The sequence below is a fragment of the Vreelandella jeotgali Hwa genome (assembly GCF_000334215.1).
GTDB classification, from domain to species: Bacteria; Pseudomonadota; Gammaproteobacteria; order Pseudomonadales; family Halomonadaceae; genus Vreelandella; species Vreelandella jeotgali.
Genome location: NZ_AMQY01000010.1, coordinates 72,569 through 97,347, shown reverse-complemented (window position 1 = coordinate 97,347; position 24,779 = coordinate 72,569). Strand labels below are relative to the sequence as shown.

21 protein-coding genes and 1 pseudogene are annotated in these 24,779 nt (G+C 60.5%); 7 read left to right on the top strand and 15 right to left on the bottom strand.

The window, feature by feature from the left end:
• Positions 1 to 387: 387 nt before the first annotated feature.
• The 4 genes from C793_RS0102635 (at position 388) to torA (ending at position 6,177) form a co-directional block, all read left to right on the top strand.
• The gene (locus C793_RS0102635; protein WP_017429401.1) at positions 388 to 714 is read left to right on the top strand and encodes a c-type cytochrome; all 327 of its coding nucleotides are present in this window, start codon (positions 388 to 390) and stop codon (positions 712 to 714) included.
• 590 nt (positions 715 to 1,304) lie between these two features.
• Positions 1,305 to 3,008: a c-type cytochrome gene (locus C793_RS0102630; RefSeq protein ID WP_017429400.1), complete on the top strand. Its 1,704-nt coding sequence runs from the start codon at positions 1,305 to 1,307 to the stop codon at positions 3,006 to 3,008.
• Positions 3,005 to 3,688, top strand: coding sequence for a TorD/DmsD family molecular chaperone (locus C793_RS14040; protein ID WP_017429399.1), 684 nt, complete (start codon positions 3,005 to 3,007; stop codon positions 3,686 to 3,688). The genes C793_RS0102630 and C793_RS14040 overlap by 4 nt, the downstream gene beginning before the upstream one ends.
• The gene (gene torA, locus C793_RS0102620; RefSeq protein ID WP_017429398.1) at positions 3,685 to 6,177 is read left to right on the top strand and encodes a trimethylamine-N-oxide reductase TorA; all 2,493 of its coding nucleotides are present in this window, start codon (positions 3,685 to 3,687) and stop codon (positions 6,175 to 6,177) included. The genes C793_RS14040 and torA overlap by 4 nt, the downstream gene beginning before the upstream one ends.
• Positions 6,178 to 6,433: 256 nt before the next feature.
• On the opposite strand, the gene C793_RS0102615 is transcribed toward torA, so the two are convergent.
• Positions 6,434 to 7,006, bottom strand: a complete 573-nt coding sequence (locus C793_RS0102615; protein ID WP_017429397.1) for a PIN domain-containing protein — start codon at positions 7,004 to 7,006, stop codon at positions 6,434 to 6,436.
• A complete protein-coding gene (locus C793_RS0102610; RefSeq protein ID WP_017429396.1) occupies positions 7,006 to 7,461 on the bottom strand; it encodes an excisionase family DNA-binding protein in 456 nt (151 codons plus the stop codon). The genes C793_RS0102615 and C793_RS0102610 overlap by 1 nt, the downstream gene beginning before the upstream one ends.
• Positions 7,462 to 7,655: 194 nt before the next feature.
• Here C793_RS0102610 and C793_RS0102605 point away from each other — a divergent pair, with 194 nt between their 5' ends.
• Entirely contained in the window at positions 7,656 to 8,696 is a 1,041-nt protein-coding gene (locus C793_RS0102605; RefSeq protein WP_017429395.1) for an LLM class flavin-dependent oxidoreductase, read from the top strand.
• Between the two features lie 141 nt (positions 8,697 to 8,837).
• On the opposite strand, the gene C793_RS0102600 is transcribed toward C793_RS0102605, so the two are convergent.
• The 8 genes and pseudogenes from C793_RS0102600 to C793_RS0102570 all read right to left on the bottom strand — a co-directional run bounded on the left by C793_RS0102600 (position 8,838) and on the right by C793_RS0102570 (position 14,345).
• Positions 8,838 to 9,035, bottom strand: coding sequence for a hypothetical protein (locus tag C793_RS0102600; RefSeq protein WP_017429394.1), 198 nt, complete (start codon positions 9,033 to 9,035; stop codon positions 8,838 to 8,840).
• 202 nt (positions 9,036 to 9,237) lie between these two features.
• Positions 9,238 to 9,459 (bottom strand): hypothetical protein, encoded by a 222-nt coding sequence (locus tag C793_RS0102595; protein WP_017429393.1) that lies wholly within the window; start codon positions 9,457 to 9,459, stop codon positions 9,238 to 9,240.
• A gap of 24 nt (positions 9,460 to 9,483) precedes the next feature.
• A complete protein-coding gene (locus C793_RS0102590) occupies positions 9,484 to 10,455 on the bottom strand; it encodes an RpnC/YadD family protein (protein ID WP_017429392.1) in 972 nt (323 codons plus the stop codon).
• 203 nt (positions 10,456 to 10,658) lie between these two features.
• A pseudogene (locus C793_RS13440) lies at positions 10,659 to 11,309 on the bottom strand (Rpn family recombination-promoting nuclease/putative transposase); the annotation flags it as partial.
• 74 nt (positions 11,310 to 11,383) lie between these two features.
• Positions 11,384 to 12,331, bottom strand: a complete 948-nt coding sequence (locus C793_RS0102580) for an RpnC/YadD family protein (RefSeq protein WP_017429390.1) — start codon at positions 12,329 to 12,331, stop codon at positions 11,384 to 11,386.
• A gap of 195 nt (positions 12,332 to 12,526) precedes the next feature.
• Complete coding sequence (locus tag C793_RS13435) at positions 12,527 to 13,240, bottom strand: Rpn family recombination-promoting nuclease/putative transposase (RefSeq protein WP_281103774.1); 714 nt, start codon at positions 13,238 to 13,240, stop codon at positions 12,527 to 12,529.
• Positions 13,225 to 13,521: an Rpn family recombination-promoting nuclease/putative transposase gene (locus C793_RS14770; RefSeq protein WP_281103773.1), complete on the bottom strand. Its 297-nt coding sequence runs from the start codon at positions 13,519 to 13,521 to the stop codon at positions 13,225 to 13,227. Before C793_RS14770 ends, C793_RS13435 begins: the two co-directional genes overlap by 16 nt.
• A gap of 224 nt (positions 13,522 to 13,745) precedes the next feature.
• The gene (locus tag C793_RS0102570) at positions 13,746 to 14,345 is read right to left on the bottom strand and encodes a hypothetical protein (RefSeq protein ID WP_017429389.1); all 600 of its coding nucleotides are present in this window, start codon (positions 14,343 to 14,345) and stop codon (positions 13,746 to 13,748) included.
• Between the two features lie 16 nt (positions 14,346 to 14,361).
• On the opposite strand from C793_RS0102570, the gene C793_RS0102565 reads away from it, so the two are divergent.
• A complete protein-coding gene (locus C793_RS0102565) occupies positions 14,362 to 15,486 on the top strand; it encodes an ISAs1 family transposase (protein ID WP_017429388.1) in 1,125 nt (374 codons plus the stop codon).
• Here C793_RS0102565 and C793_RS0102560 read toward each other — a convergent pair.
• From C793_RS0102560 to C793_RS0102540, 5 genes are all read right to left on the bottom strand, one after another.
• The gene (locus C793_RS0102560; protein ID WP_017429387.1) at positions 15,456 to 19,475 is read right to left on the bottom strand and encodes a class I SAM-dependent methyltransferase; all 4,020 of its coding nucleotides are present in this window, start codon (positions 19,473 to 19,475) and stop codon (positions 15,456 to 15,458) included. The two genes, C793_RS0102565 and C793_RS0102560, sit on opposite strands and share 31 nt — an antisense overlap.
• A 335-nt stretch (positions 19,476 to 19,810) precedes the next feature.
• Positions 19,811 to 20,314, bottom strand: coding sequence for a hypothetical protein (locus tag C793_RS0102555; RefSeq protein WP_156804869.1), 504 nt, complete (start codon positions 20,312 to 20,314; stop codon positions 19,811 to 19,813).
• A gap of 303 nt (positions 20,315 to 20,617) precedes the next feature.
• Complete coding sequence (locus C793_RS0102550; protein ID WP_017429385.1) at positions 20,618 to 21,019, bottom strand: hypothetical protein; 402 nt, start codon at positions 21,017 to 21,019, stop codon at positions 20,618 to 20,620.
• 101 nt (positions 21,020 to 21,120) lie between these two features.
• Positions 21,121 to 22,896: a flagellin N-terminal helical domain-containing protein gene (locus C793_RS14700; RefSeq protein ID WP_017429384.1), complete on the bottom strand. Its 1,776-nt coding sequence runs from the start codon at positions 22,894 to 22,896 to the stop codon at positions 21,121 to 21,123.
• A gap of 169 nt (positions 22,897 to 23,065) precedes the next feature.
• Entirely contained in the window at positions 23,066 to 23,461 is a 396-nt protein-coding gene (locus tag C793_RS0102540) for a helix-turn-helix domain-containing protein (protein ID WP_017429383.1), read from the bottom strand.
• Positions 23,462 to 23,554: 93 nt separating this feature from the next.
• On the opposite strand from C793_RS0102540, the gene C793_RS13425 reads away from it, so the two are divergent.
• Entirely contained in the window at positions 23,555 to 24,751 is a 1,197-nt protein-coding gene (locus tag C793_RS13425; RefSeq protein ID WP_017429382.1) for a tyrosine-type recombinase/integrase, read from the top strand.
• Positions 24,752 to 24,779 lie beyond the last annotated feature (28 nt).

Genomic DNA, 24,779 nt, shown 5'->3' with positions numbered 1-24,779 from the left:
CTGGATATAAAATGATGGTGTTGGATACCGCCGGCGTTGTGCCTTCAACGTGGTGTCATCAACGCTGTTGCTCCACGTTCCGGCTCGGCCCTGTCCTGCTTTGTTTATGGCCTGTTTCAAGGCCGTCCTGATAAACCGTCTGCGGCAAACCGTACCACCACCAAAGTCGGACCAACACCGCGCCGGAGCGATATCCGACCATTGTTTGACCTGCATCATACTGCCCCCGCCACGCCGCTCGGCCGGGTTGCTGCCCCGGCGGGGGCCGTGTTTAATAGCAACAGCAAAGCGAACACGCAGAACCCGTCAACAGAGCCGACAGAGCTGAATACAACACAGCATGCAAACCGGGCGGAAAGGCCTTCAGCCAAAAGGGGAGAAAAAACCATGACCTTGATGCACAAAGCCGGACTCGCCGTGGCCCTGGCCGCAGGCGTCGCCCTGCTGCCCGGCAGCGCCCTGGCCGAGGGGGATGCCGAAGCCGGCGCCGGCAAGATCGCCGTTTGCGTGGCCTGCCACGGCAAGGACGGCCAGGCAACGGCCCCCACCTATCCCAACCTCGCCGGCCAGTCCGCCACCTATCTGGAAGGCGCGCTGAAAGCCTACCGCGCCGAACAGCGCAAGGGCGGCTCCTCGGCGATCATGACGCCCCAGGCGGCCACCCTGTCGGATGAGGACATTGCCGATATTGCCGCGTATTACAGCGAGCAGTAACTGACCCGTAAAAGCCCGCCGCCAGCCGAGCGCTGGCGGCGGGCTAACCGAATCGATTCCCCTTCCCGCCGCGATTCTTCTTTTCCTGCCGCTCGTTTTTCTCGCGCTCTTTTCTCAGCTCACTTGCTGTTTTTCTTCTCCCCGCGCTTTTATTTGCTGCCTGTATTTGCTGCCTGCCTCTCCGCACGCTTTTTTACCTCTCTGTACGACCGGTTTTGTCTACCCGAACGACCCGCTCCTGCCTCTCTTGTCTCTATCCTCCCTTACCTCCATCGGCACCCGACGACGCCCGAGCGCTCTCTTAAAAAGATTCCCCGCATGATATAATCATTCTTTAATAAAGCAGCTACACTCAGCCCAACCAGGGACTGAGGCCGAATAAGCGCTTAAAGCCGAATCGGTGATTGAATCGTGATCCGCAACATCCTGACCTGTCTCAAAACGTCAGACCGCTAATTCAGCTACATTGAAAACAGCCAGGATGAATAACACCGCGCAACGGTGGCTGGCAGCGCCGGGCGCGGGCAAAACGCAAGCGGGTACTATCCACGCCATTGGCATAACGATGGCGGCAACCAAGGGAGCAAGCCATGCCAGGCAAACGCAAGAAGATTTCCATCGCGGTGGCAGGAGCCGCTGTTCTCGGGGTCGGTGGCTTCCTCGTGCTGACCTCGCCCTGGACCTGGTCGCTGACGCACGACATACCGGCAGCGAAAACCGACGAAAGCCAGGCCGATATCGACAACGGCCGGCGTATATTCGTGGCCTCCGACTGCGCCACCTGCCACGCCACCACCGGCCAGGACGACGACGAAATGCTCGGCGGCGGCAAGGTGCTCGACAGCGAGTTCGGCAAGTTCCACATGCCCAACATCTCGCCGGATTCGGAGCACGGCATCGGCGACTGGTCGCTGGCCGAGTTTGACCGCGCGGTGCGCGAAGGCGTGGGCCCCAGCGACATCTGGCCGGACGGCGAGAACCTGTACCCGGCGTTTCCCTACACCTCGTACCAGCGCCTCAAGCCCGGTGACGTGCGCGACCTCTACGCCTACATGATGACGCTGCCCGAAAGCGACAAGGTCGTGCCGGACCACGAGCTCAAATTCCCCTACAACCTGCGTCGGGGCATCGGCGTCTGGCGGCTGGCGTTCCTCGACGGCAAAAGCACCGAGGAAATCGGCATCGACACCGACCAGCTGGCCGACAACGTCGACCAGGACCGCTTCGAGCAGGGCCGCTACCTGGTCGAAAGCGCCGGCCACTGCGTCGAATGCCACTCGTCGCGCACCTTCATGGGCAACATTCCCAATGACGAGCGCTATGCCGGCGGCGTCAACCCCGAGCAAACCGGCTACTTCCCCAACATCACGCCGGACGAAACCGGCATCGGCTTCTGGTCCGCCGCGTCCATCGCCAACTACCTGCATACCGGCGCGAGCCCCATCGGCCGCACCGCCGGCGGCGACATGGCCGAAGTGGTGGAAAACACCTCGCAGCTGCCCTGGGAAGACCTCCAGGCCATGGCGACCTACCTGAAACAGCTGGACGCCGTGGACAAGCCCGCCCCGGGCATGCCCGAGCCCAACCGCAGCGAAGAAGTGGTGATGCTCGACAACATGGTCGACAACCGGCCGCCGCTGCCCACCAGCGACCCGCAGAACATCGCGGACGGTGACCAGGTACACGTCGTCGGCACCAAGACGCTGTTCATGGACAGCGCCACGCCCGACAACAGCGATGGCGAAGCGAAAGGCGACGGCAAGCTTCTCGGCGGCGCCAGCGTCCAGGTCGTCGAGCGCCAGGACGACCGGCTCAAGCTCGCCATTGACGGCTGGCAGCCGGAAAACGCGCCCTCGGTGATCTATCAGGACAAGGGCCAGCGTGTGCTCGTGGCCGCGCTGGGCGAAAGCGCCACCGCCGCCGCGGAACAGGGCGAGGCGGAAACCGACGCCGATACCGACCAGGTCTGGCACCCCATCAGCCTGACCGCCTGGACCGACGCCAGCGAGCTCAACCTGGAACAGCAGGCGCTATGGAGCTATAGCGAAAAGACCTATCAGAGCACCTGCTCGTCCTGCCACACGCTGCCGAAGAAAGACCACTACACCGCCAACCAGTGGATCGGCACGCTCAAGTCAATGGAACGGTTCACCACCTTCAGCGATGACGAATACCGGCTGATTCTGTCGTACCTGCAGAACCATTCCAGCGACCTGAACCCGGACACCGCCGGCCAGGCAGCCGCCAACCACGCCAGCGAAGCCGTGCCGCAGGACAAGGGAGATGCACAATGAACCAGCCTGCCGTATCAGACACGCCCCGGGAGGCGATGCCGGATACCGCAGCCCTGATCGCAGCGGCCGAGTGGCTGAGCGATGTTTTCCGCGCACCGCCGCCCGGCGAACTGCACCAGGCCGACGCGCAGCAGGAACAGCCAACGCTGCGCTGGCTGGGCCGGCAACTCGACGCCGAAGCGCCCGCCCGGGCGCTGGAAGACGCCCTTACCCGGCAGCCGCCGGAAGGGCTCGGCGTGCACTTGCAGCGCCGTTATACGGCGCTGTTTGAAGGCATCTTCCAGCATCGCGCGGTGCTGCCCTACGAAAGCGCCTGGCAACCCGGGGCCGACGGCCCGGCGCTGGGCGGCCCATCGGTGGCGAGCATGGACGCCACCCTGCGCGCGCTGGACCTGCACGTCAGCGAGGACTGCTGCGAACCGCCGGATCACCTGGCCATCGAGCTGGAAGCGCTGGCCACCGCGCTGCGCGACGGGCAGACCGCCACCGCCGATGACCTGACACAACGCCTGGCCAGCTGGGTGCCGCCTTTCAACGAGGCGCTCAACGCCCGCGATGCCAACGGCTTTTACGCCGCCGCCGGCAACCTGCTGACCGCCCTGATAGACCGCGCCGGCTCCGCCCCCGAGACGGCGGACACGGCGGCCGTCAACGAACGACGCCAAGGAGAATACGCATGAGTGACAAGACCGACGAGCTCAAGGTTATATCCACTGCCGAGGTCGCCTCACCGGGTCGGCGCCGGTTTCTGCAAGGCTCCGTAGCCACAATGGCGGCGAGCTCGCTGCCGCTTTCCACCTCGCTGCTCAGCCGCGGCGCCCAGGCGCAGACCGGCAAGCAGGAAATCGTCTCCGGCTGCCACTGGGGCGTGTTCAAGGGCGTGGTCGAAGACGGCCGCGCGGTTGAGTTCAAGCCCTGGGCGAAAGACCCGCAGCCCACGCCAATGCTCGAAGGCGTGCGCGACTCCATCTACTCGGCCTCGCGCATCCGCTATCCCATGGTTCGCCGCGCCTGGCTGGAACAGGGCCCCGGCGCCGACCCCGCCGGACGCGGCGACGGCGACTTCGTGCGCGTGTCCTGGGAAAAGGCCACCGAGCTGGTGGCCAACGAGATCACCCGCGTGCGTAACGAGCACGGCCCCAACAGCCTCTTTGCCGGCTCCTACGGCTGGAAAAGCCCCGGCAAGCTGCACAACTGCCGCACGCTGTTAAGCCGCATGCTCAACCTCACCGGCGGCGGCTTCACCTCCAGCATCGGCGACTACTCCACCGGCGCGGCGCAGGTCATCCTGCCCTACGTCACCGGGTCGATCGAGGTCTACGAGCAGTGCACCACCTACCCGGTACTGGCGGAAAATACCGACCTGATGGTGTTCTGGGGCTGCAACCCCATGAACAACTCGCAGATTTCCTGGCAGGTCGCCGACCACGGCGCCTTCGCCGGCTTTGACCAGCTGAAAAAGGCCGGCGTCGAGGTCATTTCCGTCGACCCGGCGAAAACCGAAACCTGCGAGTATTTCGACGGCGAATGGGTCGCGCCCAAGCCCCAGACCGATGTGGCGCTAATGCTGGGCATCGCCCACACGCTCTACAGCGAAGACCTCCACGACCAGGAATTTCTCGACCGCTATACCAGCGGCTTCGACGACTTCAAGCCCTACCTCATCGGCGAGACCGACGGCCAGCCCAAGGACGCCGAGTGGGCCGCCGACATCTCCGGCATCGACGCCGAGAAAATCCGCGAGCTGGCGCGGCGCTTCGCCAACAGCCGCACCATGCTCTCGCTGGGCTACGCCACCCAGCGCCAGCACCACGGCGAGCAGTCTACCTGGATGCTGGTGACACTGGCCTGCATGCTCGGCCAGATCGGCCTGCCCGGCGGCGGCTACGGCCTGAGCTACCACTATTCGTCCGGGGGCGCGCCGACCCACGAAAGCCCGGTGCTGCAATCCATCGGCGATGCCGCCGGCAGCGGCGGCGGACTATCCGTGGAAAACGAAACCGGCGACTCCGCGATTCCCGTGGCGCGCCTGGTGGAAACCCTGCTCAACCCCGGCGGTAAGATGGACTTCAACGGCGGCACCATCGACCTGCCGAAGATCAAGATGGCCTACTGGGCGGGCGGCAACCCCTTTGCCCACCACCAGGACCGCAACGAAATGCTGGAAGCCTGGCAGACGCTGGACACCTTCGTCGTCAACGACTTCCAGTGGACGGCCACCGCGCGCCACGCCGATATTGTCCTGCCGACCACGACCACGTACGAGCGCAACGATATCGAGCAGGTCGGCGACTACGCGCTGAGCCATATCGTGCCGATGAAGAAAATCGTCGAGCCGCAGTTTGAAGCGCGCAACGACTTCGACATCTTCGCCGATATTGCCGGCAAGCTGGGCAAGGGACGCGAGTTTACCGAAGGCCGCACGGAAATGGACTGGATTCGCGGCTTCTACGAAGGCGCCAAGATCGAGTCTCGCGCCAAGGGCATGGAAATGCCGGTCTTCGGCGTTTTCTGGGAATCCAACGAACCCCTGGCCTTCCCGCTCGAGGACGAACAGAAGCACTTCGTCCGCCACCAGGACTTCCGCGAAGACCCGATCCTCAACGCCCTGGGCACGGCCACCGGCAAGTTCGAAATCTACTCCCGCGCCGTCGCCGAGTACGACTACGACGATTGCCCGCCGCACCCCACCTGGCTGGAACCCATCGAGCGCCTGGACGGCCCGACCACGGTTTACCCGCTGGCCATCGCCAGCAACCACCCTCACGGCCGGCTGCACTCGCAGCTCTGCGGCACTTCGTTCCGCGAGACATACGCCGTGCAGAACCGCGAACCCTGCTGGATGAACCCCAAAGACGCCGGGGAACGCGACATCCAGGACGGCGACGTCGTGCGGGTCTACAACAACCGCGGGCACATCCTCGCCGGCGCCGTGGTCACCGAAGACCTGATGCCCGGCGTCATCCGCATTCAGGAAGGCGGCTGGTTTGACCCGGTCAACCCGCGCGAAATCGGCAGCCTCTGCCGCTACGGCGACGTCAACAACCTGACCCCGGGCATTGCCACCTCCAAGCTGTCGCAGGCCAACTGCGGCCAGACCGGGGTCGCCGATGTCGAGAAATTCACCGACGACCTGCCCGAGGTCACGGTGTTCTCCCAGCCGTCGTAACCGCACCCAAACCACCCACCAACCACAGGGGCTTGCGCCAGGGCGCAAGCCCCTTTTTTGTCGAGCCAACGACTCCTGGCGAATGGAAGTTTACTTTCCATGTATCGTTATTTGGAAAGCTTACCCGGAAAGATCATCCGGCAAGTAAGTCGGAGACTTGCCCATGCTGGGATAACGTATACGACAGGCTCGCCTCGCTGACGGCCTGACAGTCCTCTTTCCATTAACAAGCCTGCACATAAGCTGACGCCAATGCCTACAACATAGGCTGGAAATCCTTCAGCATATTAACCGTCTCGGGTAGCCGCTGGTTGAACAGCAAATCCAGATACTCGTCAGCAGTGAACGGCGGATTTTTTAGACTTCTGCGGTGATGCTGCACTGCCTGTATAACATCGCCTGGACTTAGCGCCAGCATGTCAGCGACAAATTCATCCGGATGAATCGCCTTGACGTCATACTGTTCCAGTGCTTCATCGGGAAAATCCTTCAGATTAAATGTAATAATAGCTTCTGCCCCACTGTGAATAGCGCATGCCAATACATGTCGGTCGTCAGGATCGGGTAATGCCAGCCCATCAATCAAAGGCTCAAAACCGGTTACAACGGCGTCACGGGTATGGCGATCCATGAGTTGCCGGACACGTTCCAATTTTTCCCGAGTCAAGTCAGGGCGTTTTGCCAGTAAATTACATATCCATTCGTGATGAATCTGCTGCGACCAGCGAGCCCGGTATAAATCGGTTACGGCCATGTACATCAACAGACTGCGTAATGGGGCGGGATACAGCACACAGGCATCGTACACGACCGTATAGTATGAACTCATCAGTACCCCAGCCCATCCAGCTGATCAAGCTCCGACAGCTCTTGCAGCGTTTCCAGGCGCTTGTTGTCGATGGTCTTTTTATACGCCATAACATCGCGGTATTTGACCTTGCGGCGATTACCGGCGCGATGGTAGGGAAGCTCCCCGTCATCCAGTAACTTGATGAAGGTTGGGCGTGACATGTTCAGCACATCCGATGCCTCCTGGGTCGTCATTTCCGCATGCACCGGCATCATTTTCACCGTATTGCCATCGCCCAACTCCGTCAGGATATTCACCAACAGGCGTAGCGCCGCGACCGGCAACTCCACCTGATGATACTCACCGTCCTGTTGGGTAAAGGTGACGTGCTGAGTGGTCGCACCGGTTTCCACATAAGCGGCCAGCTCACGGCTTGAAAGCCTGGCCAGGGCAGCTTCTTCCCGGCTGGGAAGCCGTGTAGACAGAGATGCCATTGTATTCTCCTGCTGCTGTCATGGTGGTTATCAGTGTAAGCCGGAAAACGTCATTATTCGAATTTTTCGAAATTCGATGCACGGTCCACGTTGCTATCGACTACTGACAGGCAAGCCACCCCGCTTGCCAAAATAGCGCATGGGCGGCATCCTCGAATGCTAATGTTTCATTGTCAGCAACGCCCGAGGCCGGCATGTCCCTACTCCGCCACTCCGCTTCACACCACACATCGCCCCTCGCCCAAACGCCGTTATCGCTGCTGGACCTGGCCCCCATCCGTCAGGGCGCCAGCATCCAGGACGCCCTCGACGACAGCGTCGCCCTGGCGCGCCGGGCCGACGAGCTGGGGTATCAGCGCTACTGGCTGGCCGAGCACCACAACATCGACGGTATCGCCAGCGCCGCCACCTCGGTGCTGATCGGGCACATCGCCAGCCACACCCGGCGCATCCGCGTAGGCAGCGGCGGCGTCATGCTACCCAACCACGCGCCGCTGGTGATTGCCGAACAGTTCGGCACCCTGGCCACGCTGCACCCGGAACGCATCGACCTCGGGCTGGGTCGCGCCCCCGGCGCCGACGGCGCGACCATGCGCGCGCTGCGCCGGGACCCGCTCGCCGGCGTGGAAGACTTCCCCGAACGTCTGAACGAGCTGCGCCGCTACCTGGCCGACGCCCAGCCCGACCAGCGCATCCGCGCCGTGCCCGGCCAGAGCACCCACGTCCCCGTCTGGCTGCTGGGCTCCAGCGGCTATAGCGCCCGGCTGGCCGCGCACCTGGGGCTGCCGTTTGCCTTCGCCGCGCAGTTTGCCCCCGGCTACCTGCTGGAAGCGCTGCATATCTACCGCAACGAATTCCAGCCCTCGGCCGTTCTTGAAGAGCCCTACGCCATGATCGGCATGCCGGTCACCGTGGCCGACACCGACGCCCAGGCGCACTACCTGAACACCACCGCCCAGCAGAAATTCCTCAACCTTCATCGCGGCAAAAGCACGCGGGCGCTACCGCCCACCGAGCACATCGACTGGACCTCACGGGAACGCGCCGCCGTGGCGCAAAACCTCGGCGCGGCCGTGGTCGGCAGCCCAGGCAGCGTGCGCGACGAGCTGGACGCCTTTATCGCCCACACCGGCGCCGACGAGCTGATGGTCGTCACCGACGTTTACCACCGCGACGACCGGCTACGCTCCATCGAACTGCTTGATGCGCTACGGCAGGGCACATCGACTTCGTGATCCACGGCAATGGCAAGCAAACCAGAGCGGGCTTGTACCGGCGCTGACCCTGCTGCCTCTACCGTATGGCCCAAAGTGCTGTGGTTATTCCATGAATCCAGGCTTATCCCTCTCAGGACGCGCCCGAGACAGGCGACGCTCTCACCCCTGCGCCAGCATCGCCTGGGTGTGATCGCGCTGGCGGGTGACAGCGTCGTTGAGGATGACGAGCAGCCGGTTGTAGTCGTGGGGCATTTGGTTATCCATGCCCGTGGCTTCAAAGCGACCGAGGGTGTGCTGAGTATCGCCAATGAGGGTTTGCAGCTCGTCGATGATCTGCTGGTGCTCTGCTTCACGCATGATGCCCTTGTTGTTTTTACTCGCCGGTACGAGGCGAAAAGCCCCGCCGAAAGAATCTACTGGAATAAACCTCACCGATACGAAAAAGACAGCCTCGATGGACTGCCTTCTTTATACGCGGTAAAGGCGGTATAAGCCGGGATTTAGTGCGCGAACGCCAGGCGGCGGGTTTCTTCATCCGCGCTAAGCTCGCGGATGCGGCTCATAACAGCAAGCCTTCCAACGTGCTGGATTGAAAGATCTTCTGCCCCCAAGCACCCAACTGTTCTGAATCAGCCTCGTTCAGCTTTTCCTGCACCCACTCGGGACAGTCGCCATACTTGGAAATAATCATTTTTTTCAGCAGCTTGGCCTCGCCTTTGACTTCACCTACCTGACGTTCTTTAGCCAACGCCTGGCGCTCCAACGTATTCACATAAGCCATTTTCTTCTCCGGCCCGCCCATGACTCAGGCGTTCAGCAGCGCTTCCAGTGAATCTACCGACAGGATCTGAACAACCCACTCGCTTAGCTCAGCGTCATCGGCTTGCTGAATGCGCTGATCTGCCCAGGCAGGCACCTCACCAAACTTCAACTTGATCTGGTTGCGCAGCGTACTTTCCAGCGTCGTCATGCGGCCTTTGACTTCACCTTTGACTTCACCTTCCTGACGCCCTTTTGCCAGCGCATGCCGCTCTATCGTGTTCACATAGGCCATTTTCTTCTCCTCCTGTATCTCATGGACTTCATCGATGAAGATCGGTTCCAGCCCATGCGGTATCTGAATCATCCAGTCAATGATGTTGAATAGACGCACGACTTCCGCGCGTTCATAGCCCCGCTCAAACAGCAGGCGCGTCAGCGCGACCTTGGTGTCCTTGCGCGTCGCGCCGTCCTTCAACCGCTTGGCGTGTAGCTGGGCCATTACCACCAGGGAAATCTCGTTGGGGCTTTGTTCCAGCGCTTCCCAGTGCTGCTCCCAGTCAATCAGCTTGGCCGTGGGAAACGTGTAGGTCAGTTCGCATCCCCAGCGCTCATAGTGAAACGTCGTGGGCCGGAAGGTCTCGCGGGTATCGGCCAGCACCGCCAGACTCACCACATCCATGCCGTAGCGGTCGCGTAGCCGGTACTGATAGGTATACATCCGCTCGGCAAAGTCGTCTTCCGGTTCGCCCTGAACCTCGACATGAATCAGCACCCAGGTTTCGCTGCCGTCCCGGGCGTAGACCCTGATGAGCTTGTCGGCATAACGCCGCCCGCTGTTGGCGTCAGCGGTGATTTTCTGCAGCTCGTTATCCAGAAAACTATAGCCCCGCGACCAGTCCACCTGCTTTTCGATATCGGGGAACAGCAGCCCCAGAAATTCCTGACAATAGGCGTCCAGGGCCATCTTCCAGGGGCTGTCGTGATCGCTGCTTCGGGATGTATCCGCGTCGCTCATGGGGGCTCCTGCTTCAATGCCTGAATAATAGCACATCGCCATCTGTCAAGCGCTTTTCTCCACGTTGCAGATACAAAAAGGCAGCCTCGATGGGCTGCCTTCTTTATGCGCGGTAAAGGCGGTATAAGCCGGGATTTAGTGCGCGAATGCCAGGCGGCGGGGTTCTTCGTCCGCGCTGAGTTCGCGGATGTGGTTCATGGCCATCAATGTGTTACCTCATTCCGGAGCACTTCAATTTCAGCTTCAGAAAGGCCCGAAGCGCTCGCGATTTGGGCATCCGTCAGCAGCTTCATTTCAATCAAATTCCTTGCCACTTCTTCGCGCCCTTCACGCTTCGCATCATTCAGCAGCGACACTTCATCCCGCAGCGCGCGCTCGCGTACAAACGCCAGGCGGCGGGTCTCTTCATCCGCGCTAAGCTCGCGGATGCGGCTCATGGCACGCTTGACCGGTTCATGGGCGACATTGGCCATCGTCAATTCCTCCTGCCAGTGTTTGAAGAAGGTGATCCAGGCGCGCAACGGGCCTTCCGGCAAGCCCAGGCGATCCGCCTTGTGTATTTCGATCAGGTTCATCTGCAACACGTTCCCAAGCGACACCTGGGGCTGGCGTGAATCCCGCATCTCGAAACGCCAGGTGGCCTGCTCGCGCTCGGCTGCCGTGTCGGTGAACAAGTCGAAGTCCAGCAGGTGCAAGCCCACCGACGCGCGCAGCTCCGTGTAATCCTCTCCGGCTCCCAGCTGGCTACCCAGCGTGCGGGTCAGGTAGAACAGGCCTCGCTTGTGCCAGGCACCATAGCGACGTACCTGTATCTCGACATTGTAGCAGTGGCCTTCCGCATCACGCGCCAGGAGGTCAAGAAGGCAGCTTCAACGGGCTGCCTTCTTTTATGCGCGGTGCTTAAGGTATAGGCGGAAGAAGCGGAGAGTCAGTCCGTGAACACCGCTTCCAGCTTCTCCGCCGTCAGAATGCTACCCGTCCAATCATCCAGCTGGTCGGCATTGGCTTGCTTGATTTTTTCATCAGCCCAGGCCGGCGGCTCTCCGAACTTCAGCTTGATAAGTTTGCGTAGCGTGCTTTCCAGTGCGGTCATGCGCCCTTCCTGACGTTCTTTGGCCAACGCCTGGCGCTCCAACGTATTCACATAAGCCATTTTCTTTTCCTCCTGTATCTCATCGACCTCATGAGAAAATATCGGTTCCAACCCGTGCGGCAGCTGAATCATCCAGTCAATGATGTTGAATAGACGCACGACTTCCGCGCGTTCATAGCCCCGCTCAAACAGCAGGCGCGTCAGCGCGACCTTGGTATCCTTGCGCGTCGCGCCGTCCTTCAACCGCTTGGCGTGGAGCTGGGCCATCACCACCAGTGACATTTCGTTGGGGCTTTGTTCCAGCGCTTCCCAGTGCTGCTCCCAGTCAATCAGCTTGGCCGTGGGGAATGTATAGGTCAGCTCGCATCCCCAGCGCTCATAGTGAAACGTCGTGGGCCGGAAGGTCTCGCGGGTATCGGCCAGCACCGCCAGACTCACCACATCCATGCCGTAGCGGTCGCGTAGCCGGTACTGATAGGTATACATCCGCTCGGCAAACTCGTCTTCCGGTTCGCCCTGCACTTCAACGTGAATCAGCACCCAGGTTTCGCTGCCGTCCCGGGCGTAGACCCTGATGAGCTTGTCGGCATAGCGCCGCCCGCTATGGGCATCGGCGGTAATTTTCTGCAGCTCGTTATCCAGAAAGCTGTAGCCCCGCGACCAGTCCACCTGCTTTTCGATATCGGGGAACAGCAGCCCCAGAAATTCCTGAAAATAGGCGTCCAGGGCCATCTTCCAGGGGCTGTCGTGATCGCTGCTTCGGGATGTGTCCGCGTCGCTCATGGGGGCTCCTGCTTCAATGCCTGAATAATAGCACATCGCCATCTGTCAAGCGCTTTTCTCCACGTTGCAGATACAAAAAGGCAGCCTCGATGGGCTGCCTTCTTTTATGCGCGGTACAGGCGGTATAAGCCGGGATTTAGTGCGCGAATGCCAGGCGGCGGGTTTCTTCATCCGCGCCAAGCTCGCGGATGCGGCTCATAACAGCAAGCCTTCCAACGTACTGGCTTGAAAGATCTTCTGCCCCCAAGCGCCCAGCTGTTCCGAATCAGCCTCGTTCAGCTTTTCCTGCACCCATTCGGGGCATTCGCCATACTTGGAAACGATCATCGTTTTCAGCAGCTTGGCCTCACCTTTGACTTCACCTTCCTGCCGACCTTCCCGCCGACCTTCCTGCCGCTCGCGCTTCGCCCAATTTTCCAGATTGTCTGCCAACATATTTCTATCCTCCACCAGGCTGTTCAGCTCTGTTAGATCGACCTTTGCCCCCAAACGTTCAAAATGCCGTTTGATCCAGCGCGTGACGATGCGGTCGATTCGATCCTTGTCCGGGTCGGCCTGGATGATTGCCACGATGCGATCCACCGCTTTTTGCAGCGCTTCGCGGCCCTCCCTTGCCTTTTCGATACCAAAAATCCCGCTCAGTACGCTGTTGCGCTCGGCCAGGTCCTCATCGCTATAACGGCCTTCATCCACCAGATAGTAGCGCAAATGTGGCTGGTAGGGCTGCAAGAGTCCCGGTGGCCGTGGGGCAATCATGTCGAACACGTCCTGCCTGGCTGCCCAGGGTTTCGAGCCGTTGTACAGCACCATCGGAAACACCGGCGGCAGCCCTTTTCTCGCCGTGGTCTCGCCGTTTTTGATCAGGTGATCATGGAATCCTGCCGCGTAGTGCATCATCCGCAAGGGCATCGTGTAATCCACGCGGGACCCACGCGGGACTGAAACTCCAGCAAAATATATAGATAGACCCGCTGGGTCACGCCTTCCCACGTTGCCTTCACCGACCATACCACGTCTTCGATCTTTTCCTGATTCAGCGGCGTCACGTACTGCCCGTTGTGCTGCTTGAGCGACGTGAAGTCCATCAGCGCTGCGATGTCGTCGGGCGCAAAGCCTTCGATGAGCTGCTGCACAAACTCCGGATGGCTGAACAGTTCCTTGTAGGCGATGTCGTGGTGGTTGGTGGCCATATCCGCTCCTGTCGTAATGGCCCTATGCTAGCACATTCCCGCTTGTCAAGCCCCGCCGAAAGAATCTACCGGAATAACCCCCGCCGATACCGTAGGCCGTATTCGGCGAAGGGTTGAGCGTCGCAGCGGCTACCGGCTGGCGGCGCGGCTACCCCACCCGGCCGGGTTTGCTGGCGGGTGGGTTTCATGGCGCGACGCATCCGGCGTTATCTTCCGGGTCGGGGTCAGTGGCCCAGCGCTTCGGCGACCTGCTCGATCAGCCCCAGGCTGTGGTGGCATAGCTGGCGGGCGGGGTGGTCAGCGGGCAGCTCGGCGGTGAGCGCGGCGAAGCCTTGCCACCACTGGCGGTTTTGCTCGATGAGCTGGCGTTCCAGCTCGGCGACCTGCTGGCGGGCGACGAAATCGGTGTGGGCAAGGCCCAGCTGGTGGACAAGATACGTCAGCACACGGCGCAGGCTGTGGGGGTTTTGGGTGCAGAGCATCAGCTTGGTGACGGTGGCGTGGCTTGAATTTTTGCGCTGAGTGCCGGGGATGTAGGGGCGGATATCCGCCAGGGCGGCGGGCAGCGTGCCGCTGAACTGCATGGCAACCCCCTGCACCGCCAGCGTTTGCCCGCTAACGCTGAGCGTAACCGGCACCGAGGCCAGCCAGTGGCTGGCGGCGTCCACAAAGCCGTAGCTTAGCGTGGTCGTCACGGCGTCGTTGTAGTTGTAACGCACCAGCAGCTCGCCGGTGTGGGCATCCGGCCGGTGGTACAGGGCAATCGCACGTCGAGATTCGTTCGCAATTGAATCATGCAGAGTGATTCGATATAGCTGTGGCATTTGACCAGAGGACCTGATGCATCAGACGGCCACACCGATTCTGGATATCTTCGCCTGCGTTACCGACCCACGTCACTCCAGCCAGGTGCAGCACCCCTTGCCTGACTTGCTCACCGTCGCCGTCTGCGGCGTACTTGTTGGCGCCGATACGTTTGAAGAAATTGAATTGTGGGCCCGGGAAAAGCTCTCCTGGCTTCGTCAATACCTCAACCTGCCCAATGGGATCCCATCGCATGACACTTTTGCCCGGCTCTTCGGTTTGATGGATCCACGCGAGTTCGAAGTGACCTTCCGGCGCTGGATAGACGGCGTTCTGCCCAACCTCTCGCCTCAGGTTGTGGCCCTGGACGGCAAGACCAGCCGGCGGTCGGCCAGGGCCTGCGAAGCGCCTCTGCACCTCGTCAGTGCCTTTGCCGCTGATGCTGGCGTCATTCTCGGCCAGCAGGCGACTGCCACCAGGTCTAACGAGAAGACCGCCATCCCGGACCTGCTGGCGACTCTGGCGTTGGAAGGGTGCATTGTCACCATCGACGCCATGGGCACTCAGCCTTCGATCGCGCAGGCGATCCGCGAGAGGCGGGCCGACTATGTACTGGCTATCAAGGAGAACCAACCGCAACTCAAGGAGGCAATCGACGACTTCTTCGAACAATTCGGGATGGCACCGGCATCGCAGACCCCGCATCAATTCAAGGAGGAGGTAAACAAGGCACATGGCCGCCTGGAAACACGGCGTTGCTACGTGTTCGATGCGCTGGACTGCCTGCCAAAGCCTGATCGCTGGCCGGACATGCGCTGCTTCGCCGTTATTGAGTCAACACGCGAGTACCGGGGTAGAATGGAACGTGACTACCGTTATTACATCAGTAGCCTGGAACCGAATGCCGAGCAAATGGCCAGGGCAGTTCGACAGCACTGGCGCATCGAGAACCAGGTACACTGGTGCCTCGACGTCACCTTTGCTGATGATCAGATGCGGGCACGAACGGCGCATGCGGGACATAATCTGGCCATTCTCAAGCGATTGACGCTCAATGTCATTCGTCTGGATCCGATAAAACGCAGGGGAAGCTTCAAGACCAAGCGTATCCTTGCGGCTACCTCTGACGACTATCGCGCCCATCTACTTGGCCTGGAATGAGACGTCTTCTTTACGTGCGATTGCCCTGGCCGGTGGTAGGTACGCATCACGGGGTTGCCGCCGGCCATTGGCGTATAAAAGCCCTCGGCCTCAAGGCTGTGGTTGAGGCAGTCCACCAGCGGCAGCAGCACATTGCGTTGCCGGGGGTTATCCTTCACGCCCATAGCGTCCAGGTGATGAGGCCTGAGGCCAAACTGGCGCGAGCCAATGAAGCTATCCACCAGCAGCTTGCTGTGCTCGCCGGCCCGCTGCTGCTTACGGAAGCGGCGGAGTTTGCTGTCGTGCGGCCTTGCGCTCAGCAGGTAGTCCAGCACCTTCGGGGTTTGCTGCCAGGCGAGAAACGGCAGGCTGGCCTGCCAGAGGTTGAGCTTGTCGGTGACATTGAACAGCTCGAGCATGGCTTCCAGCATTTCCTGCTGGCGGGGCAGCAGCTTCATGCCGTTGGGCGTGGCGGCCAGCCGGCCTTTTTTGGCCTCAATATCGAAGCCTTCGAGCTGGGGCATCATGGTCATCGGCACGCGCATATAGCTGGCGCGAGCCGCCCCCGGGGTGCCGTAAAGCGAGAGGCTGCCGTTGTCGGCGTGGATACGCAGATCCGGATTGAACCAGGCGCCCTCCTCTGCCACCGCGCGGCAGATGGCGTGCATGGGCCGGGTAATGGCCGCATCGCCTTCGATCACCGGCAGCCGAGGCGGGTGCGCCTGACCGGCGCCGGGCCGTGGCGCGGCCTGCGGCTCGGCCTCGCGCTGGAGCAGCCAGAACTCGCGGTAGTTGATGCCGTCGTCGCATAGCGCGCCCTGGCGTATAACGCTAAAGCCGGCGCTGGCCACGGCCGTGGCGCGGTCGGTAAAGCCCGGCTCGGGGTGGCGCGGCTGGCTTGTGCCGTGGCTTTCCAGCAGCACCACGCCGCCGGGCTTGCAGAGCCGCGCCAGAGCATCGCCAAAGTCTTCTTCGGGCAGGTGAAGGTGCTGGTGTACGGCGCTGGCGATCACCAGATCAAACCGCGACGCTTCGGCGGCGGCAGTGCCGCCGGGCAAGCCTTCCGCCACGTAGTCGGCCAGGGTTTGGTGGTGCAGCTGAATATGCGCATGGCCGGCATGCTCAACGACGGCGTTGCCGACCTCTACACAGGGTTGGCGAGCGTCAATGCCGGTGCCCTGGCCGAGAACATCCGCCAGCGCCAGCAGCAAAAAGCCCTGATGGCAGCCGATATCCAGCGCGGTTGCCCCCTGGGGCAGCAGGTCCGGCAAGCCGTAATGCTCCAGCCGCGCCGGCGTCGGGCGGTTGCCCGCCAGCATCAGCGGCGCCATGCCCTGGGTAGGCAGGCCGTAATCGCCAAGGCTGGCGGTCAGCGCCTTGCCTTCGTGCCGGCGCCAGGCGCTGTTCAGCCTGGCGTGCAGGTTGGCCAGCTGCTGGTGCTCGGCACGGGGGCTTTGGCCCAGAGCGTCGTGCAGGCGGGCGGCGGCCGTCGCGGTATGCAGCGAGAGCGGCCGGGTGGCGCAGGCCTGCCATAGCGTTTCAACGGCCGGCTCAACGTCACCGGCGGCGAGCCGCGCCTCGGCCAGCGCGGTGAGCATTTGTGCCCGCAGCGGCCCCTGGCGGTCGCCCAGCGCCGCCAGCGCGGCCTGGTGGGCGTCAACGGCGCCAGCCTGCGTTGGGGCGTCATCGGCCAGCGCCTGCTGAAAGCAGGCGGCCAGGTGCAACAGCTCGGCGCGGGCGCTGGCCGCATCCGCCGGGGCATCGCCCAGGCCGGCGGCGACCAGCGCGGCATCGGTATGGTCAAGCAGCGTGCGGCAGCGTTCGAGCGCCTCGTTCAGCTCGCGGCGCTTGTGGCTGGCGAGCACGGGCAGCAGCGCCAGCCGCGCCACGGCCAGGTGATCCGGGTGCTGCTCGGCGAGCTTGTCAGCGATGCGGCGTACCGCCTTGTTACGCCCCGCGCGGTGCCGGGCTTCGCCCAGCGCCAGCCCGTAGCGCAGCGTCGGCGCCTCCTGGTACAGCGCGTCCAGCTGGGCGCAGGCCGGGTCGTGGCGGCCCAGCTGCGACAGCGCCCGGCCCTGATAGTAGCGGCCGTCCGGGTCGTCGGGGTGGTCCTTCAGCAGCTGGCGGGCCTGGCCCAGCGCCCGCTGGCTGTTGTGTTGCGCAAGCGCCGCCTCCAGACCGCGCTCGGCCCGGCGCCGGGCTTTGGGCACAGCGAACAGCGGCGGCTGTTTTTTCGCTTTGGCGCTGCGGTGTACGCCCACGTAGCCACGGGCCTTGAGGTAACGCTCGCCCATGGCGTCATCCACCTCGGCCAGCAGCTGGTGGGGCAGATCGTGAATGCCGTAAACCGTATCCAGCACAAAGGCCAAGCGCTTGCGCTGGTTAGCGTCGAGCGCGGCCAGGCGCTCCGGCGAGGGAATGAACAGCGCATCGGCGCTGGCGAGCTGGGTCGCCTGGGGCCGAGCGAGGCCCTCGCGCTGGGGCATCAGGCTGCGGTGGCGGAGGTTATTCAACCGGTAGAACGTAAAGCCGTGGCGGCTGGCCCAGTGGCTGATGCGGGCCAAATCCGCCTGGCCGTAGTGGGTCGGGGCAAAGGCAACACCCACCTGCAACAGCAGGGTATGGGCCAGCGCGCGCTCGCCGTTTTCCAGCACCGTATGGGCGTCGGCCAGTTCGTCGAGTATCAGCCAGTCGAGGCTGGCCAGGCCGTCGATGTCATCCAGCCGCAGGGTATTGATGGGCAGGCGGGTGAGCACCCGGGCGCTACCGTGCAGGCTTGCCGGCAGCTGCGCATCGGGCAGCGGCTCCAGCGGCGCGGTAAGAGATTCATCGAGGGTGGCGTGGAGCGTGGCGGGGTTACCGTCGCCCAGCAGCACATGGGGAACGTGCTGAAACTCCTCCACCTCGGCCAGGTTCTCGGCCGTGACGCGGCTGGCCGGATCAAACGCCACCACGGCGAAAGCATTCGTCGCCATCAGCGCGGCGAAGTTGGCCTGGCGCGGCAGTTGAGCGGCGTTGTCCACCGTGACCACGCGGCCCTGGAGCTGCCAGTCAAACCCCTCGATGGACTGCGCGGGCAGGCCGCTGGCTTCCATCGCGTCCTGATAGCCTGCCAGCAGCGGGGCCAAATGCGGCTTGAACGCCCGGGCCAGCTCAGTCTGCGCCACCCAATGCGTCGCCGGGCACGCTGCCTGCAACGCCTCGGCCGTTGCCTCTTCCGCAGGGCGATTGGCCGGGGGCAGCGCGGCGATAAGGCGCCTGGCAACGGTCGCCGGTGTTGCGGCCAGCTCCGCCGGCGTGACCCAATACACGGGGTTGGGCAGCACGCGCGCCCAGTGCTGGCGGGCCTGCTCCGCCTCGGCCAGGCGCTCGCCGATGGCGTGCAGGGCGGGCGCCGGCTGGCCGGCGTCTGCCGCCTTTACCGCCGCCAGATAAGCGGCCAGGCCCTGCTCGGCCAGCTCGCGGGGGTAAAACACCACGGGCAGTTGAGGGAACCAAAGCCCCACCAGCCCCAGCTGATGCAGCGCCAGCGGCTGAGCGGCCGGGCCGGCATCATCGCCGGTTGCGGCCAGGCAGCGCCGGGCGTCCGCCTGACACTGCGCCGGAGTCAGCGCGGCCAGGTAGGCTTCAAGCCCGCCGTGCTGATCCAGCAGCGTGTCGATAAAACGGCTGAGCGGCGAAGGCGCGGCGGCATCATCGCCCATAACGTGCAGCCAGGGCACCGCCGCCAGCCCGCCGGCCTGCTGCATGGCGAGCCGCTCGGCGGTCACGGCTGCGGTGGCCTCGTAAAGCCGCGAGGCGCCGTCCGGCGCGGTGCCGCCAGCGGTGCTGAACGCCCCCTGGTCATCGGCCCGGGCGGCAAGCGCGAGAATGCCCAGGGCGCCGTCGGGCTGCGGGTGCTGCTCGGCCAGCGTCGCGGCCCGGGCTTCGGCATCGGCGTAATGGCCCTGGGCAAACAGATCGTTGACGGCGTGGAGGTCTTGCGCGGCGGGCGAGGCGGTGTGTGGCATGGGGGCGGCCTATCCTGGTTGGCAAATAAGGTCAGCCTAACAGGAAATGCCGTGGGTGAAGCGTTGAATATGGGGGTAGGAACGGTGGCGTTTGGCTTGCCGGAGGCAGCATCGCTACTGGCTATAAGACAACAGCTTCGGCCCTTGGGCCGAAGCTGTTGTTTAACGGTGTTGAGTCACCTTAACGAAGGCGAAAAACGGAATGCTCGGCGCGCCGTTGCGCCTCTGCTGCCGTCATGCTGACTTTAACTTCACCGCGTTTCCTTGCTTGCAGGTAGCGCCGGCGAGCTTCACGCAGCTTGGCAGCTCTGGCCTGCTGGGGGTCTGCTACTGGGTTATTGGCGTAGGAATGCATAGCATGTTCCTCCTGTGGAGGTGTAGGGCTTCAAGCCTTTGGCTTTAAAAACGTTGCCGTACCGCCGATATAGCCTTTTATAATAGCAAACCAGCCGCGGATCGTCATCAACGGCGCAGCCATAATAGCCTGAGCAAGCAAACTGTTCATCAAACATGCTCAAAGACGCCAGCAGACCTCCTCCTAAAATATTCATTTCTTCATACGTATAAGGGCGCAGTCCTAGTTCGGCTCGGGGACGAAAACCGTGGGCAGGTTCCGTATCGTAAAGGCTCTCCAAGGTGTCAAATTTTATTTCATACGCTTCAAGCGGTAATGTAATGCCAAGCTTATTAGAGACCTGAATCGCTGTATTATCATCCCAGGCCGAGCGAGGGACAAAAAGCGCACCATAATCGGTGCCTGCCAGCGAAAAGTGCTGGATTTGCGCGCCCGGCAACGTGCTTTCGTCGATAAACTCCCTGGGGCCAAACTCAATTTTCATGTTTCCCCTTTTCCAATCGCTTCTGCTGTAGGCCATATTCGACACATGACAGCGGCCTATCCTGGTTGGTAAATAACGTCAGCGTAACACTAACAGAAAAAGCCCCGGATCAAGCGTTGGATATGGGGGTGGGAACGGTGGCGTTCGCACACTGAAACGCCGTCGTGCACTGCTTTCTCTATGCTCTTCTTCTCAGAGCATTTTAATATGACGAAGATGTCATTATATAAAAACCTGGCCTTACTAGAAGTCAACTAATATAAAAGCATCTCTAAAAGATAAAAAATATCAGCTCCCCGATTTTCAAATCTTCAAAAAGCTAATGGCTTCCTCAAACATTTCCATAGCAGCTTTAGCCGAAGGGTCAAGTTTCAGGTAATCAGAAATGATATTTTTGATTGATGCTATGACAGTCAATATTATGCTTATAGCTTTATTATGCCTTGCTTTTTTATACCCCAACAACTCCTCTACCGATTTCCTTACAGCATTAAGCTCTGATTCAAACAAGGATTTAGCAGATCCCTTTGTGCTATCAAAAAACTCCTTCAAATACTTAGAAATATCATCAGCATACTCTTTCTGAAAACTCTTTAGAGCTTCGCCAGCGTGCTCCATAAGTGGTTTTTCGTATTTAAAAATCGGGGACTTCTGCCCCATCGAATCTAGTACCGCTTGCACGGTCTTAAGAAAATCGTTGATCAAATTTCATTCCTTTTGTCAGCCACAAAAACGGGCCCCTCTCGGAGCCCGTCAAAATCCAGGTCTCAAAACCGCCCCGTGGGGCGGTGGTTGAGGGGGTCAGCTTAGCCCAGCAGAGACAGCGCGTTCTGCGGGAGCTGGTTGGCCTGGGCCAGTACCGAGGTGCCTGCCTGCTGCAGGATCTGGTTTTTGGTCATGGCCGCTACTTCGGAGGCGTAGTCCGCGTCTTCGATGCGCGACTGGGCATCCGAGAGGTTGGTCTCGTTGGTGCTCAGGTTGGTGATCGCGGATTCGAAGCGGTTCTGGATCGCACCCAGGTTGGAACGCATTTTGTCGATGTTGCCCAAGGCGTCGTCGAGCTTCGCCAGCGGATCTTCGGTGCGATCGCTTTCGGTCACGCTTTCCGGGGTCAATTGGTCATCGCCGTCCTTGAAGATCTGGGCACCGGTGTTGTCGGTCACAATGCCTTCACCTTCGACTCCCTCGCTGCTTTCCTGGGCGTAGTAGGTGGTGGTTTCAGTGGTTTCAGTCGCTTCGGTGAAGTTGCCGTCGCCATCGGTGTACAGGATATTGGTGTCATCCAGCTGACCACCGGCAGAAGAACCGTTAACTTCGACTTCACCGTTGCCGTCGACGGTGAAGGACTTGATGTTTTCTTCACTGCCAGAATCATCTTCGGCTTTAATGTTATCGGCCAGCGTCACATCACCGCCATCAGCGGCCAGCATGCTGGAGACGTTGGCTTTGTCAGCCACCACGCCGGTGACTTCGATACCAGCAGTAGTACCGTCGCCACTTGCACCTTCAAACTTAGTTCCGCTATCGCTCATCGTCAGAGTAGCCGAACCAAGATCATCATTGGCTGATACATTAGCACCAACCGCACCATTATCGCTCATGGCGGTGGTCAGATTCTCAACCGTGCCATCTTCAACCGAGCCGGCTTGAGTGGCCGTCAGGTTACCGCTGGCATCAATATAGAGATCTTCACCGCTTTCGTTTTGCAGCTGGCCGCTTTCCTGAATCATCACGGTCGTGGATTTACCGCCAATCTCTACTGTCGCTTTGCTGGGGCCTTCACCCGCTCCGGGCACGATTGCATCGGCGGATGACGCTTGGTCGACTTCACTGCCTACGTCGTAGGTGAAGTTATCGTTGTCAGCGCTGTATTCCAAATCGCCAACTGAATCAAATGCGATATCACCACCACCACCTTGGGCGACAAAGCCCGTATTGGAGCCGGTGGAACCAGTCAGATCGACGGTCGCACCGTCATCCAGATTCCCCATCAGGTCGGCGGCGTTCATGCGGTCGTTTTGGGTCGTTTCGGTGTTAGTGTATTCCACCGAGCCGTTGGACTGCGCGTTGCCGGTTTTGCTAAAGCCGTTCAGCGTCAGGTCGTCAGCGCTTGCGGCTTCGTTATCCACCTTGCCTTCGCCATTGACGTTGAAGCCTTCCATTCCAAGCGTTTTGGCGTTGACCTGCTCCAGCTCAATGGTGATTTGTTCGTTATCGTTGGCGCCGACCTGAATATCCAGCCCACTCACGCCTTCGTCCAGCACCTTGGTGCCGTTGAAGTCGGTCTGCTGGGAGACGCGGTTAATCTCTGACAGGCGCTCGGTGATTTCGTCCTGAATGGAATTCAGGTCATTTTCGGAGTTGGTGCCGTTCTCGGCCTGGACGGTGAGCTCACGCACGCGCTGGACGTTATCGTTAATCTGGTCCAGGGCCCCCTCGGCCGTCTGGGCCACCGAGATACCGTCGCTGGCGTTACGCTGGGCCTGGGCGAGGCCGGTGGTCTGGGCTTCAAAGCGGTTGGCGATGGCCTGACCGGCCGCATCATCCTTGGCGCAGAGGAAAGCGTAGCATCGTAAGCGCATGATTCAAAAAGAACTTAGCGGATACTATTAGCATCTATTTTGTTGTTTGTGGCTATCTTGTTCCTCCGCGCCGATCACTTGTTATGAAAATGTCTCCAGTATCTACATAAGTATCTGATATTAAACGTTTTTTTGCTTTCCCGCTTTGTTTATCTTATTTTCGACTGCTTCACTCAGGAGCCGAGGCGTCTGCGCCTGTATCATCAGCGCTTTTCTTCGACGCTTGCCTGACCCCCACCCCTGTTTGAGCCCGGTCTTTTCTGCGCTTACCTTGATCCGACAGCTTGGTTAGCAAAGCCGTGAGCGCCTCTGGCTCAAACTCTACCTGCACGTTATCGCTCAGCACTGTATCTATGTTGACGCCTATTTTTTTCAGGTTTTTCATCATGTTGGCGTAAGCGTCAAAGCGCATTGGCACCTCCAGCGTCTCGATTCGGGCCACCGTTGGTTTGGAAATCCCGATTAACTCAGCCAGGTCATTTTGGCTGAGGCCTAGTGCACCACGTACTGCACGCATGGCGACAGCGATTTTCAGGTGGGCATGGATATTGTCGTCTGAGGTCATAAGGACACCGGCTATCGATAGCGCTATACAGCACCAACAGTTACTGATACTATAAGCATATTGTTTGTAGAAGCTGACCCGGAGGGTGCCAAAATGCCAGCTGTAAAGCTATCCCAAAAACTGGTTGATACTGCGACCTGCCATGAAGGCAAGCCGCATACTGACTATTGTGACACAGAACTGCCTGGCTTCATGCTGAAGGCCCAGCCCAGCGGAAAGCGTAGCTTCTATTTGCGCTTTAAAACCGCGTATGGCAAGTATACAACCCGTCATCTCCTGGGGGCTGAGGCCGTGAGCCTCAAGCAGGCGCGTCAACGTGCCAAGCAGTACCTGTCTCAGCTGGAGCTGGGCGAAGACCCTTTTGCGGCACAAAAGGTCAGGCGTCAAACCACGACGCTTGCGGCCTTCATTGCCGACAGCTACTTGCCCCACATCAAGGTCAGCAAAAAAAGCTGGGAGGTAGACGAGGCCATGTTTCGACTACACATCGTCCCTGTCCTCGGCAAGCTCCATCTTGACCAGATCTCGAAAAAACACATGGTTGACCTGGCAGCAGCCCATGGCCAGCGGCACAAGCCCAGCAGCACCAACCGCATGATGAACGTCCTTCACCGCATGTTTGCGCTTGCGCTGAAGTGGGAGATCCCCGGGGTCACCGCTAACCCAGTGGCTGCAGTTGAAAAGCGAAAGGAAAACAACATCCGATCTCGCTATCTGTCCGACGACGAGCTAAAGGCATTGTGGGCGGCTTGCGATGAATCCGAATCGACGGCACTGCCCTACATTTTCCGCATGCTGCTACTGACGGGGGCAAGAAAAACAGAGGTCTTGCAGGCCAAATGGCAACATATTGACTGGCAACAACACCAGTGGTGCATCCCTGACAACAAGTCGGGGCGGGCTCGATACGTACCGCTATCGGATTACCTGATAAAAATGCTGCGCTATCTGGAAAAAGAGAAAGCGTGCGACTACATTCTACCCAACCCTGAAACACTGAAGCCTTACGTCAATATGTATCACGCATGGAATACTGCACGTAAAAAAGCCGACCTACACGACTTCAGGATGCACGATTTACGTCATACTGCAGCCAGCTACATGGTCAACAACGGGATTCCACTCTATATCGTGAAGGAGATCCTGGGGCATGCCAACTATGCGACCACACAGCGTTACTCTCATTTGGATAACCAGGTTTTAATCAACAATTCCAACCGCTTAGCTAATATCGTGGAAAATACGCTATTGCCTCTGCTCGATGCTGACATGTACAGCGCAAGCGATTGAATGGACCAAAATGAACGGTGGAATATGT